The 13,911-nt window shown below is 60.1% G+C and carries 10 protein-coding genes and 3 pseudogenes; 6 read left to right on the top strand and 7 right to left on the bottom strand.

Translation table 11 applies throughout. The features are described 5' to 3' along the window. From GA0004734_RS24855 to GA0004734_RS24875, 5 genes are all read right to left on the bottom strand, one after another. On the bottom strand, nucleotides 1-407 hold a 407-nt coding region (locus GA0004734_RS24855; protein WP_348626135.1), incomplete at its 3' end, for a peptidase dimerization domain-containing protein. A 484-nt stretch (nucleotides 408-891) separates the two neighbouring features. Further along, the gene (locus GA0004734_RS24860) at nucleotides 892-1,881 is read right to left on the bottom strand and encodes a CapA family protein (protein ID WP_092938699.1); all 990 of its coding nucleotides are present in this window, start codon (nucleotides 1,879-1,881) and stop codon (nucleotides 892-894) included. Nucleotides 1,882-1,902: 21 nt separating this feature from the next. Then, a complete protein-coding gene (locus GA0004734_RS24865) occupies nucleotides 1,903-3,171 on the bottom strand; it encodes a TRAP transporter large permease (RefSeq protein ID WP_092938701.1) in 1,269 nt (422 codons plus the stop codon). Nucleotides 3,172-3,199: 28 nt separating this feature from the next. After that, nucleotides 3,200-3,754, bottom strand: coding sequence for a TRAP transporter small permease subunit (locus tag GA0004734_RS24870; protein ID WP_092938704.1), 555 nt, complete (start codon nucleotides 3,752-3,754; stop codon nucleotides 3,200-3,202). A 68-nt stretch (nucleotides 3,755-3,822) separates the two neighbouring features. Beyond that, a complete protein-coding gene (locus tag GA0004734_RS24875; RefSeq protein ID WP_210173778.1) occupies nucleotides 3,823-4,878 on the bottom strand; it encodes a TRAP transporter substrate-binding protein in 1,056 nt (351 codons plus the stop codon). A 281-nt stretch (nucleotides 4,879-5,159) separates the two neighbouring features. Here GA0004734_RS24875 and GA0004734_RS24880 point away from each other — a divergent pair, with 281 nt between their 5' ends. From GA0004734_RS24880 to GA0004734_RS24900, 5 genes and pseudogenes are all read left to right on the top strand, one after another. Continuing rightward, nucleotides 5,160-6,005: a MurR/RpiR family transcriptional regulator gene (locus GA0004734_RS24880; RefSeq protein WP_092938706.1), complete on the top strand. Its 846-nt coding sequence runs from the start codon at nucleotides 5,160-5,162 to the stop codon at nucleotides 6,003-6,005. A gap of 382 nt (nucleotides 6,006-6,387) precedes the next feature. Beyond that, nucleotides 6,388-7,065, top strand: a pseudogene (locus GA0004734_RS24885) (hypothetical protein); the annotation flags it as partial. Nucleotides 7,066-7,393: 328 nt separating this feature from the next. Then, nucleotides 7,394-9,005: pseudogene (locus GA0004734_RS24890) on the top strand (ISL3 family transposase). A gap of 16 nt (nucleotides 9,006-9,021) precedes the next feature. Then, nucleotides 9,022-9,846, top strand: a pseudogene (locus GA0004734_RS24895) (IS256 family transposase); the annotation flags it as partial. 95 nt (nucleotides 9,847-9,941) lie between these two features. Beyond that, nucleotides 9,942-10,964, top strand: coding sequence for a tetratricopeptide repeat protein (locus GA0004734_RS24900; protein WP_092938708.1), 1,023 nt, complete (start codon nucleotides 9,942-9,944; stop codon nucleotides 10,962-10,964). Nucleotides 10,965-11,501: 537 nt separating this feature from the next. Here GA0004734_RS24900 and GA0004734_RS24905 read toward each other — a convergent pair. Together GA0004734_RS24905 and GA0004734_RS26230 are read right to left on the bottom strand one after the other, a co-directional pair. Further along, nucleotides 11,502-12,029: a hypothetical protein gene (locus tag GA0004734_RS24905; RefSeq protein ID WP_092938710.1), complete on the bottom strand. Its 528-nt coding sequence runs from the start codon at nucleotides 12,027-12,029 to the stop codon at nucleotides 11,502-11,504. 219 nt (nucleotides 12,030-12,248) lie between these two features. Further along, on the bottom strand, nucleotides 12,249-12,416 hold the full coding sequence (locus GA0004734_RS26230; protein WP_175386692.1) for a hypothetical protein: 168 nt from the start codon (nucleotides 12,414-12,416) through the stop codon (nucleotides 12,249-12,251). Between the two features lie 197 nt (nucleotides 12,417-12,613). Here GA0004734_RS26230 and GA0004734_RS24910 point away from each other — a divergent pair, with 197 nt between their 5' ends. Next, the gene (locus tag GA0004734_RS24910; RefSeq protein WP_092938712.1) at nucleotides 12,614-12,961 is read left to right on the top strand and encodes a hypothetical protein; all 348 of its coding nucleotides are present in this window, start codon (nucleotides 12,614-12,616) and stop codon (nucleotides 12,959-12,961) included. Nucleotides 12,962-13,911 lie beyond the last annotated feature (950 nt).

Consider the following 13,911-nt stretch of genomic DNA (forward strand, 5'->3'; position numbering starts at 1 on the left):
AATTCCATGTCGACCACGCATCGGTCAGGAACGATGTTGACCTGCCGGCCGCCAGTCATCACCCCGACATGGACGGTGGTATATTCGATGTCGAAGCCCTGCATGAACGGCCCCCGGCGGGCTATTTCCGCTTGTGCCGCAGTGACGGAGGTCACCAGCTCCGCGGCATAGGCGACCGCGTTCACCGCCGTCGGCGCCCGGCTTGAATGCGCAGCCTGCCCGGTGAAGGTCAGCCGGAAAGTGCGGTTGCCCTTGTGCGCCAGCCCGACGTCCATCATCGTTGGCTCGCCGACGATGCAGAGATCCGGTCGTATCGCGCGGCGATTAAGATCGCTGATGATGTCATGAACGCCCAGGCAGCCCAGTTCCTCGTCATAGGAGAGAGCGAGTAAAATCGGCTTGCGCAGATCCGCGTGCTGCGATCTCCGGCAGACAGGCGAGCACGCAGGCGACGAAACCCTTCATGTCGGCCGAGCCGCGCCCGAAAAAGGCGGTCGTCGACACGAGTCAATTCGAAGGGCGACGTCGACCATGCCTGCCCATCGACCGGCACCACATCCGAATGAACCTGACAGGATCAGACCGCCATCCACATCCGGCCCGAGTCGCGCGACAAGGTTCGCCTTTAGCCCGTCCTCCGAGGGCAGACGCCATGTGTGTGCCCCGTGGGCGTGAAGACAGGACTCGACGTAGTCGACGAGGTCCAGGTTGGACCGGTCGCTGACTGTATTGAAGCCGACGAGGTCACCAAGGATCCTGATGGAATTGTCACGACGGGTCGACCGGTCGCCTGCGGTTACGGTCACTGTCACGGGCGGATGACTGCCTTGCCGTCAACGATCTCGACGGCGGTCCCGTAGCGCTCCGACAGCTTAGCGACGCGTTCGAGGATCATCTGGCCGGCAGGTGTCCCCCGACCATCACCGGGAGGCCGTCAGACTGGCACTCGGTCGGAATGAGGGTGATGGCGCGCACGCCGTCGCGTCCGATCTCGAGCTCCGCGACAACGGACCAGGGATCTATGTCCTCGAAGATTTCCAGCTGCCTCGGCGTCGCGTTGATGCGATCCTGCTGTGCCACGTTGTTGCCAAGACTGTAGATGACGGGCTTGCCGTCGATTATCTCGATCGCGGTCGGGCTGTGGCCGTGATTGCCGAGGATCATGTCGGCCCCAGCCTCGATGATCTGGTGGGCAAGCGGCCGCTGGTAGGTCGCCAGTGGCGTGCCCCTGCCATAACCCCAGTGCATGCTGACGATGGTCACGTCCGTCTCGGCCTTCAGCCGGCGAATCGCCTGGACGAGCAACTCGACGTCTTCCGGCTCCGCATAGCTTTCCATCTTGATCGGCGCGCCGGGCTCGATCATCATGCCGATCGGATCGAGCGCGGCGAGCTGGCGGACGCGGACGGCCGCAATGCCGGGACGGTCGGGTAGCACGGCGTAGTAGGGCGGCACCAAGCACGAGGCCGCCAAGATGCCGACCTTGATCCCGTTAACATCGCGCACGAATGGCCGCCAAGCGTCTTCGGGGGTGCGTCCGCCGCCGACCGGCTCGACGCCACCCTCCCGCAGATTGTCGAGCGTGTCGAGAAATGCATCCGGCCCGTAGTCCCATGTGTGGTTGGTCGCAACCGTCATCACATTGAACCCGGCCTTGCAGAGATCGCGCCCGACCTGGGGCGGCACGAGATAGGCGATGGTCGAGTCCGTTCTGAAGCCGCGCGTCGAGAACTGCACCTCGCACGATCCCCACACCAGATCTCCTTTCGCCATATCGGCCATCAGCCGCGTGAAGCCGTCGGAGTTAACCGCGTCTTCGCCGAAGAGGGGATGACGGATGACGATGTCGCCAGCCGCGGTCATTAGAAAGCTGTCAGACATGCGGTGTGATTCCTTAGGGTTTCAGAGGAAGACGCTGGTCATGCTCGGGAAGACGATCAGCAGCGCAAGCATCACGAACATCGCCAGGACGAAGGGCAGCGTTCCGACGATTACGTCGCCAATGCCACCCGTCGGCCGGATACCCTGGACGACGTAGAGGTTGATGCCGATCGGCGGCGTGATCATCGCCAGTTCGACTAGGATCATCATCACGACGCCATACCAGATCGGGTCGAAGCCGGCCGCGAAGACGATCGGCGCGATGATCGGGATCGTCGCGATCATCATCGACAGCGTCTCCATGAAGCAGCCGAGGATGACGTAGAAGACGATGACGGCGAACAGGGTCCACATCGGCGACAGTCCGAGATCGGACATGAACGCAGTGATGGAGCTCGAAAGTCCGACGCCGGACAGAACGAAATTGAGGAAGTAGGCGAACACGATGATCAACATGATCATGCCAGTCGTGCGCATGGTGTTTTCGAAGGCGCTCAGCAGGACAGCAGGTTGCAGTTTGCGTCGCGTCGCTGCGAGGACCAGCACGGCGAGAACGCCCAGCGCTGCCGACTCGGTTGGCGTCGCGATGCCAGCATAGATCGATCCGATAATGACGAAACAGATGATGAGCGGCGGCACAAGGTGTTTCAGCGACGCAAAGCGCTCAGCCCATGTCGCGGTGATGCGGACTTCCTTGTCTCTGGAAAGGAGGCTGCGGATCACGATCGTCCCGGCGAACATCGCAGCCATGATCAGGCCCGGCACGATCGCCGCCATGTACAGCTGTGGGATCGAGGAGTTGGTCAGCACGCCGTAGATGATCATGTTGATCGACGGCGGGATTAGGATGCCGAGCGTCCCACCGGCCGCGATCGAGCCGAGGAATAGTTTCTCATCATACCCGTATTTCCTCTGCTGCGGGATCGCAAGCGTACCGATCGTCGCCGCAGTGGCGACGCTTGAACCGGACGTCGCCGAGAACATGGTGCAGGACGCGACATTGGCGTGCATCAGGCCGCCCGGCAGCCACGACACCCATTTGCTGAGCGCGGTGTACATCTCTTCTGCAATGCCGGTGCGCAGAAAGAGTTCGCCCAGCAGGATGTAGAGCGGGACCGCCAGCAGCGTGTATTCGGTAAATGCCCCCCAGCTGATCTCGCCCAGCGCCCGCCAGAGCGGGATGTCGGTGAAGATGAAATTGAGCGACAGGCCGAGCAAGCCCATCACTGCCGCCACCGGAATGGCGAGGAAAACGAGGACCATCAGGCCCACGAAAGCGAATGCGATCATTGTTGACTCCAGGCGTCCGGTTCAGGACTCAGGTGCGGATCTCGTCGTCGATCTCTTCGTCGATTGTCTTGATCCCGGAGAGCGCGGCGACCTGCCTGTGCTGGCTCGTGAGGAACAGGTAGAATATCCGGGCCAGCAGATAGGCCTGGACGAGCAGGAAGAAGCCGAGGCCGGCCGTCCAGATTGATTGCGGTATCCAGAGCGTGACGCCGAGCGGCGTGTTGGACCGGGAACCAAGTTCGAAGGAAGTCGACGTGGTCATTAAGGCCTGCTGGAACAGCAGAGTGGTAACGGCGATGAGACCTGCCAGAGCCAGGATGTCCAGCGCGGCCCGCTTGCTGGACGACAGCTTCGCATAGACTAAGTCGATGCGGATATGCGCGCGGTGTAGCAGCGTGAAGGCGAGCGACCAAGCCACGCCGATCGCGAAGATGTAGGATGAAATCTCGTCAACGCCGCCGAAGGAATGCTGGAACAGGCTGCGCATCAGCACTTCTAACCCGACAAGCAGGGCGGACAGCAGAAGCAGCCCACCTGAGATCCAGACAGACCAGCGGGAAACCGACCGGAGCAGCGTGAGCATGGAATGATCCGTGATTGAGGGAAGGGGCGAAGGCGGCGCGGCCGCCTTTGCTGATTGCTTCGCAAGCCTTACTGGCCAGCCTTAATGCCAATCACCGTGCCGACCGACGCGTTCCAGTCGGTCAGGCAGTCGGCGCCGCAGCGCTCGCCAAAGCGCGGCAGTACGACCTCGCTGACGAGGCGCGAACGCTCCGCCGCGTCGCCCTCGGCCAGCGGCACTAGGGTCATCGCGCCCTTCTTGCCGAAGGTGCAATCGCCGCCGGTGGCGCAGGTGAGGCCCTCGGTCGTCCGCTTGTCCGCGGCCGCCCAGATATCGTCCTCCAGCTTGACGAACTCGGCCGTCAGCAGCGTCTGGATCGACGGGTCGAGCTTGTTCCAGGCATTGGTGTTTACCGCGTACATGAACGGGCTCCAGCCGACGGTCAGCGGATAGAGGTGAGTCGTCACCTCATGCCAACCGGCGCTGTTCCCGGAGAACGTGCCAGTGACGGCGCAGTCGATCACGCCAAGCTGCAGCGACGTCACCACTTCGCCGAACGGCATGGTAACGGTGACGCCACCCGCCGCTTCGACGAAGTCGGCGACGGTGCGGTTGCCGGTCCGGACCTTCTTGCCCTTCAGGTCAGCGAGGCCGGCGACAGGCGTGCGGCACCAGAACACCTGGGCCTCGGCCGGATAGATCATCAGCAGCTTGATGCCGTATTTCTCTTCATAGAGCTTCGACAGGGTTGGCTTGTAGGCGTTGGTAATCTTGCGCGCGCCCTCGATGTCCAGCGCGATGCCGGCCAGGTCCGGGCCCTCGTTCTGCGGGTCGTCGCCGGCGACGTAGCCGAGTGCGGACGTGCCGAAATCGATCACGCCCATGCGCATCAGGCGGAACACTTCCGGCCCCTTCAGGCCCTTTTCGTTGAGGCTGGTGATCGATGCGGTGACGTTGCCGCCGGTCAGCGTCGGCAGGCGCTCGGTCCAGAACGGTACTTCGATTTCCTGATAGATGCCGGCAGTCGCCCATCCACCTTGAACCGTCAGATTGGTCTTGGGATAGTCCTGCGCAGCGGCCGGTCCAACTACCATCAGCACTGCGGCAGCCGCCGCGGCGGCAAAGTGTTTCTGCATGTCCAACATCAAGTTCCCCTTATGGTTTGGATGGAATTGCTCGGGAGTTTCCACGCCCTCTCGGTGGAGGACGGAATCACTCGGTCGGCAACGCGGATAGGGGCGAGGACACGGCTCGGTCTGCGGATGAACCCGCAGTGACCGGCTGGCTTCCACCCATCTCTCGGCGCACCATATGATGCGTGCTAGGCTATTCCCCTGCTTGAAAAACCGTTCTTGAAAAGATGTTTCCATACGGACATAAAATTGTAAAGTATTTTTTATAACGATAGGCTGGGAGGAAAACGACCATGAGTTCTAACCAGCGAAAGCCGCTTTCCCTTCTCATTCACGAGCGGGCTGGCAGCTTATCGCCAGCAGATCGGCAACTAGCCGACGTGATTCTGTCGTTTCCGGGCGAAATCGCCAGCTACACTGCGGTGGAACTAGCCAAGATGGCCGGCATTTCTAACGCTGCGGTCAGCCGCTTTGTCCAGAAGCTTGGTTTCCGCAGTTATGAGGACATGAAGCGGCACGCACGCGACCTGCGTAGCGAAGGTGCTCCGAACTACCTGTTGGAGAAGGGACCGACCGACACGGTCGGCCAGATCGCCCGCCATGTGCATTTCGGACAGCAGAACATCGCCGAGACCTTTAGCGGTCTCGACCCGACGGCTTTGGCTGCGGCGACGCAGGGCATTGCAAGCGCCGAGAAGATCGTCTTCGTCGGCGTGCGCAACGGCCATTTCCTCGCGAAATATCTGCGGTGGCAGATCAGCTTAGTGTGCCTCAACACCGTGCTGTTGCCGAGCGACGGGGAGACGATCGCCGAGTCTCTGTCCAGCCTGACTGAACGTGATGTCGTGGTCGTCTTCGCCATCCGCCGGCTGGTGCCGCTGATCCGTGCAACGCTGGCCCTGCTGCCGCAACTGAGAGCCCGTTCGTTATTGATCGTCGACCAGCACTACCGCGAGCCCCTGCAGCCGACATGGCTGCTGCGTTGCGTGACGCACAGCCCCTCGCCCCTCGACAACCATGCGGCCGTACTGCTGCTGTGCCACATCATGGCCGACGAAGTGTTGCGGCTACGCGGCGATGCTGGCCGGCATCGCCTGACCGAGATCGAGGACATGCACCACGTGCTGGGCGAGATTTAATCCCAGCTCACCCGTTCCGGTCAGATCCACAGTTGAGTGGAGGCGAACGAAGCGCAATAGGCTCTTGTGACGCTGATCAGCCCCGGGCGGAGTGACAACCCATTGGTATCATTCGCAAGTCGCACTTCATCCTTGAACCCACCCCGCTACAAACAATGTCAAAGCCGATTAGTGGCGCGACGTCGTCAGCCATTTAGAAATGCGACACTGGCTCCAACAATCAGCCCCCGACCGGACCGGCTGGACCGGGTTACAAGGGTAGGGAGGGGGCGGGTAATAAAACCCACCTATTCGGCTTTAGCTTCCTCAGTAGCAATTGTTTCGTTGGCAGTTGATACTCGCTTGCGTCTGTATGTATCAGGATAGGGGTCTAAGCCGCACGATGCTGCCGGAAATCAAGTTGCAGGGTGACGTTGATGTCGCCGCGCTGTCACCACTTCTTCGCGGCATGCTTCTTTCCGTTGGCTATGCTGACGGTGAGGGTGGCATCGGACTGACAGCGACTGGCGCCATGAACCGCAAGTTCGTGCACTGGGCCGCGGTGCACTTCCTCTGGCCTGGGTTCACAGCCGAAGACCTCTACAGCATGCACAAGGTTCTGAACGAAAGCGATATTCCTCCGCTCTGGGTCGTGCGCGATATGACCCGTCATCTGAAGCTGCTTCGCCGGAAAAAGAATGTGCTGCTGCCAACCAGACGCGGTCGGGAGTTTCTGGTGAATCCGCAAGCCTTCTTCGATCTCGTCGCCACCGATTACCTTTATTCGTATGTCCACGCCACCGAACGAGGAAGTGAGGTCCAAGCACGGCTTCGCTGGTGGCGCATGTTCCTCAATCTTTTCAATATCAAGGCCAGAGAAGGTTGCACGCCATTGGATGTTGTAAAGATCCTCTATCCAGACATGGCGCCTGTCTCCGACACCGAAATGACCGTAGAAGCCTGGGACCTGAAATTCGATCTGCAGTATGGCGTCTTTCGACGCCTATGCCGGCTAGGTTTGCTCTATGAGGCACGAGAGGGGCTCACTCTTCTTCAGGACGGATCCTTCCACAAAACGCCACTTTACCTCGACGCTGGCTCCGAACTCTGGGGAAACGCGTTCGGTGTGCGATACAATCAGCTGCTTAGTCCCACCGAGATGAGCAGTGCCGTGCGATATTTCCAGCAAAGACACTTGCTGGCTCATCAGCAGGGTATGGTAGATGCCGACTATGTTTCACGCAGCGGCGACAGCACCTACTGTCGTTTGGCAGTTAACCGCAAGAATCTGCCTCAACATTTTCAATTAGATAGCGCGGCACCTAATTTGATACACGGCAGTTAATCGGCTCTGCCTCAATCTGTGTGGCGCACTATCCTGAGAACGGGAAGATTCAGGAGGGATAGTGATGATTTCAAGGAAGCACTGGTCGCCCGGGAGCGATGTTTCCGTTCAAAGCGTTGAGCGGCGCGATTCCGGCGGGTGGACTGTATCCGGCAGTCTGACACCAAACGGCATCTGCCCAGACTGTGGATTGCAATCGTCGTCACGGCTGGCGGCGTAGGCGGCTGCAGGATTATCCCGCCCATGGTGACGGGGTTACGGTAACCCTCTGGGTTTGCCGTTGGCGATGTTTGGCACCCGCCTGCCCGCGCCGGACTTTCTCGGACCAGATCGGCTCGATTGCGCGTCCTTTTGCGCGGCGCACTTCGCGTGTCGGGGAAATTGTCAGCCATCTTGGGCACGCGACCGGCGGGCGGCCTGCCGAGCGGCTCTTGCACCGCTTGGGCCTTGGGGTCAGTGATGACACGGTGCTTAGGCAGCTGAAGAACCGTGCTCAAGACACTGCCGAGCCGCCGACCGTCATCGGGATCGACGACTGGAGCTGGCGGAAGTCGCAGACCTACGGCACGATCATCGTCGATCTGGAGCGTCGCGCGGTCATCGATGTTCTCGAAGATCGTGATGTGGTCACCTGCACCGACTGGCTGAAACGACATCCCGAGGTGGAAGTGATCAGCAGAGATCGCTGCGGTCTCTACGCCCAGGCTGCCCGGCAAGGCGCGCCGCAAGCGGAACAGGTCGCCGACCGGTTTCATATCGTGCAGAACCTGCGGCAGGCTATCGAGGAGCAGATGAACCTTCACGGCCGTGCGACCGGCAGGGCGCTGCTGTCCGACGCCGACAATATCACCGCAGAGGGAAGCCTTCTGAAGTCCCGCCTTGCGCACAGGACGTCTCGGGAAGAGATTTTCACCACCATCCATGCGCTTCGAAATCAGGGGCTTACCTGCAGCGAGATTGGGCGGCGAACAGGGTTCCCTCGTCGCAGCATCGCGAAATGGCTGCAGTTCGAGACGCCGCCGGACCGCAGGCGGGCAGCTTTGAAGCCGACTTCGCCGTGGTACTTTGAAGAGTTCCTGAGCCAAAGCTGGAAGGGCGGAATTCGAACTGGAAGCGCCCTGTTCCGTCTGATCCGAGAGCGTGGCTACGAGGGGAGCCCGACGCATTTGCAGCGGCTGCTGGCGGGGTGGCGCAGAGCCGAAAAGCAAGCGAAGGGCCCTGCCTTGGAGCACCAGATCCTGGAACCGGTCCGGGACCCGGAAACGGGGCACGCGATCTCCCCGGTCATCGCGGCAGCGCTGTGCATCAAACCCCGCGGAAAACTCACCCCGGATCAGGCGCGGAAAGTCGACGCGCTCAAGGCTGGCTCTCCCGCCTTCGCAACGATGCGCTGCCTCGTCATGCGGTTCAACGGTATCCTGCGTGGCCGCGAGGCAGACCCGCTCCCTGCATGGATCGACGACGCGATCGAAACCGACCTGGCGCCCATCGTGCGCTTCGCACGCACATTGAACCGGGATTTCGATGCGGTAAAAAACGCTATCGAGATGCCCTGGAGCAACGGCCAAGCAGAAGGTCAGATTAATCGTCTGAAGACCCTCAAACGCGCCATGTACGGCCGAGCCGGGCCAGAACTGTTGAGGGCAAGAATGCTGCCCCTCCGCCACACAGATTGAGGCAGAGCCGGGCATGTCGGGCATCTCCAAGAGCCAGGTATCCCGGCTCTGCGAAGAGATCGATGACAAGGTCAAAGCCTTCCTCGACCGCCCCATCGAGGGCGAGTGGCCATACCTCTGGATCGATGCCACCTACCTGAAGGTTCGTCGCGGCGGTCGCATCGTCTCTGTCGCGGTCATCATCGCCGTGGGTGTGAACACCGATGGCCGACGCGAGGTGCTCGGCATGGAAATCGGCACATCTGAGGCAGAAGCGATATGGACCGAGTTCCTACGCAAGTTGACCAGACGAGGCCTGCGCGGCGTCAAGCTCGTCGTCTCCGATGCGCATGAAGGCATCAAGGCAGCAGTGTCGAAGGTGCTCTCAGCCACCTGGCAGAGGTGCAGGGTTCACTTCATGCGCAATGCCTTGGCCCATGCCGGCAAGAGCGGACGGCGGGTCGTCTCCGCCTTCATCGCCACTGCCTTTGCCCAGGACACCCCGGAGGCGGCAAGCACCCAATGGCGTAACGTCGCCGACCAGATCAGGCCCAAGGTGCCGAAACTCGCCACGCTGATGGATAGTGCCGAACAGGACGTGCTCGCCTACATGACCTTTCCCAGGCAGCACTGGACCAAGCTCCACAGCACCAATCCGATCGAACGCCTCAACGGCGAGATTAAGCGCCGCACAGAGGTCGTCGGCATCTTTCCCAACGATGACGCAATCGTCAGGCTCGTGGGAGCGCTGCTCCTCGAACAAAACGACGAGTGGGCTGTCCAGCGATCCCGCTACATGACACTTGAGACCATCGCCACGATGAGCGATGATCCGCTCATCAGCCTGCCAGCCGCAAGCTGACAATCATCCGGCCCTCTGGGATGAGCCGTGGTCGTCTAAGCTACACCACTCCGTGGGACACAATCCAACAGGTCATCGGGAGGGGCTTAGATCGAATGGCTGCTGTGGTTTTGGAACTCGACGAGGACGGCGCGCGGTTTCGGCATGGTGCCGAGGAGCGAGAGGCTGACGGTCAGCTCGACACTCTTCTCGATCAGCGCGCTAGCGGAAGCCTGTCGGAGAAGAAGTTCCATCTGGCATTGGCTGACCTGGTCGAGCACTATCCGAATTATATTGATGGTCATGCGCATCTCGGCTTCGTGATGCTTGAGCGAGGCAAAGCCAAACAGGCGCTCGACGCCTGCGAACGAGGGCTAGGAATTGGCCTAGCGGCTATCCCGCGGACTTATCGGGGCCGCATCGAATGGTCCTGGTTGGAAAACCGGCCTTTCTTGCGCGCAGCTCATGGTGTCGCTCTTTGCTACCAGAAACTTGGTCGACGGGAGCAGGCAATCGAAATATTGGAGCATATGCTGCGCTGGAATCCGAGCGACAACCAGGGCATCCGCTACCTGATCGGCTCGGAGTATTTGCGCACGGGCAACGAGAAGAAGGCCCAGAAGATCTTCAAGCAAGAGGCGGACAGCTACCCTCCTTATCGCTACGAGGCGGCCTTGGTTGAAATCATGTCTGGCAAAGTGGTTGAGGCCGCAACGATCCTGCGCCGGGCTTTTATCGAGAATCCGTACATTGCCGAGATCTTGACCGGCACGCCGAGCCCCTTGCCAATGGCCATCTGGCACGGATCGAACCTGTCGGAGCCCGAAACCGCAGAGGCCTATGCCGAACACTACGACGCTCTGTGGCGCTCGACTCCGGAAGCGGTTGCGTTTCTGCGCTGGCTCCATACCCATCCGAAGGTGATGCGTGAGCGCGCGGACATTTTTGTAATCAAGGAAGCGCTGCTCTGGGAACAAGAGTTCGAAAAGCGCAGTGCATTGGGCGCCCAGGAGGAAGTGTTGATGGTCGCAATCGACGACAAGCTCTCGAAAGCGATCGTTATCGAAAAGCACGATCGCCGGGGCCAACCCGTCAAACCCTGGCTCTATCCTCAACTGCAGCCGCGTTACGGGGAGTGAGACTGACGGCCGGCGCTAGACCTCGCTGCTTTAATTCCACTAAATGTTTGGCCTAGCCATCGAACCCAAACCGCCGGAGCTTCTACCACTCCCTCCCCTCACCCGGCGGGACTCGATCTGCCACCGCAGCGCGCTCCACCGGCATGCGAGCGGTCGGCTCGAAGCGCTCTAGAACCTTGTCGATCGCCGCAAGGATCCGTGCGCCTGGGAGCGTCCATGTTTGCTCCCGGGTGTCGCTCCCATCTTTTCGAGCTACATTGCTCCTAACGAGGCCTGCAGGCGCTCACTTGATGTATTCATGGTGCGATAATGATCTATGCTGGAATTGAGCGAGCTTCGGACGCCCCACTCTCACTGGCCCCCTCCCCCGCCTTGAAATACACCCTGCGGGGTGATATATGAATAAGCAGCTACGGACAGCGGGGCTTCTACTTCGGTAGTCGCCGTCAGCATGTGCGCCCTCGAGGCCGGTACACCACGGTAAGGCACACCCGCATTCCTTTCAAAAGGCTCCTGCTCTGCTGGAGCCTTTTTCATTCAGGGAATTCGTTTCGCTTCATACAAGCACTTGCGCAGAAGAGTGTGGATGTTGAAACGCCGCTTGATGCGGCTGAACGCCACCTCACGCGAATGGCAGCTGGTGATGACTAGATTGACGTCGGCAGTGATACCAGACGCCGGATAGAGGTAGAAAAACACGACCTGATGTGTTCCGTCTACGAGCCGGTGGATGCGGCCTGGTGCGACATCGATCACTGCAAAGTTCATGGCTCGATTTCGATCTGCCGACTCCCAAGAAAAGTAGTTCTGCTCGATCATACGATGGGCAAGCTCGGGCAACCCGAGCGAGAAAGCATATCTGTCTTCGCTGAACAGGCGCGGCTTGCCATTTTCATCGAACATGTCGTGCTGCCCGTGGTCGCAGCCGGTCGATATGGTATGCAACCCGAACGAGATTGCGACACGCAGATCGGCGCCGTCTTTCCCTTTGCCCGGGACGGAAACAATCACCTCGCGCAGATGACGCAGATCACGTTTGATACCGGCAATCTCAATTTCGTTCATGGCTACCTACCACTTCACGCTGTGGCGTAGGCAGACATGTCCTTTTTGACAGCCGACATACCTGGCGTCCACGTTTCCTGTGCCCGGGCTGCTCCCAGCGAGACCTAAGGGTGCTCTACAAGTGCCGCAAGCCTCCAGTTTCGCATTCGCCGACGTCTTACCCGATCTGTTACGACCGCCGAGAATAATGCAGGTGGGCTGGGGCAAAGAGTTCAGACCTCAGGCGGCAGAGACGCGCTTGCTCTGCGCGTGTTTCGCCTGATCCTCGGCTTCATCTTTAAGGTCACGAGTGGAGAGCGGCAGGCCCAAACGACGGCTCTCGGCAATCGCTTCGCGGCCGATCTGCTTCAGGCCTTCCTTGTTCTCGTCAAACTTCTTCAAGAGCATTTGCGGTCTCCTAGAGAAAGGATATAGCGCAGAGCAACCCCATCCGCAAATCAGGGATTTGCGATTTAATGAGACGCTCCCAAAGAGGACAAATCAGACGCCAGGCGACGCGATCAAGTTGCGGATCTGCTCTTTTCGCGTGTAGAAAGGGGATGGTGCCCTTTTGAATCCGCTGCACCGAAAAGGATGATCACGCCATGACAGACGAAGTTGTCGACCTTTCGAAAACGCTGGTTTGGACTGTTGGAATGATCACCCAAGCCGGTCCTGATGAACGTGAGAGAGTAGCTAATGCTTATCGCGAAGCGCGGGACCTGGTTGCGCAGATCCCCAAAACCGACGAAGGCGCACGGCCTCGTATTGTCGCTTGCTTCCATCGCTCGGATAAATACCGCGCTGTCGAAGATATAGCCTGCGTTGGCTGGATCCTCACGGCGATCGAGGAACGCGTCAATGAAGGCGACCTTCCCGATTGGAGAAAGCTTCGCAAGGTCGTGAAGAACGCGGTGAAGCTCCTGTCGGCCCCTGCCCCGACGCTTCACTGAATGCAGTCATCTCCGGCGCATATCCGATGGTTAGACATGGCTTATGGCGGGTGATGCGGAACCATTTTGGCGGGGGAAGTCGGTTCCGGCTTCCGCTTCGCGGCGTTGACTTGAGATCAGCGGCGACAGCGCCGCTTCATCAGCCCGGAAAGCAGAGGCCCCTCCCATGAATGAGCTGTTTTTCGGTCATGGAGTTTTCTGACCGAGGCGACGCCATGTTCGGCGGCAGTGCCGCCGACTGGTGGAAGCCTACCTTTGGTGCGCTGCCAGCATTCTAACGCTTTTATGGGGCTGGTTCAGAAGAGCCGGCCTTGTCGCCGTTCAGCCGATCGCGATCCCTGCCAATCCAGCGGGCGCGGGCCGCCCGATGGGAGCCCGCCCCCTCCCCTAGCGCTCTCTTCCCGCTCAGTCGGCTGTAACGGTGAAACTCGGCAGATCGAGCAGGAGGGATTGTTCGGCCCTACACTCTGGCCGGGCTGCGCGGTCTGCGCCACTCAAAAGGTTTCGAACAGATGGTAAGGGTCTCAGTGCCGGAACTCCCCTGCCCTATAAAACGCCCCCGATGTCAACGAAGTCGGTGCTAACGGCGGCATATTCCGCTGCGCTCATCGAATGGAACAGCAAACACCGACCAGGGGCCGCAGTCTTCTTGGCGATCCCAGCGACCGAAGGGAATATCTTCTGGAATAGAGGCGAGTCGATCTCCTCAATCCCCGGGCGTTTGCACCGCCGCCAATGTCAAAGCCGTGGAAGTCAAGCATGATCACGAACTTGAACGGCCTTACCCGGCCGATCAACTTGCCGCAGCCGTGAAACTCGACATGCGCGCGAAAAAAGTGCCGACAGCCCGCCCTACTCCGGCTTATCTGATACCGATCGCCGATATGAGGCGTTCGCGTCCTCCCTCTCGCACTCTTCACCCGCCTCTGCCCCAACATTTCGCCAATACC

It is taken from the genome of Rhizobium sp. 9140, from assembly GCF_900067135.1.
In the GTDB taxonomy this organism is placed as follows: Bacteria; Pseudomonadota; Alphaproteobacteria; order Rhizobiales; family Rhizobiaceae; genus Ferranicluibacter.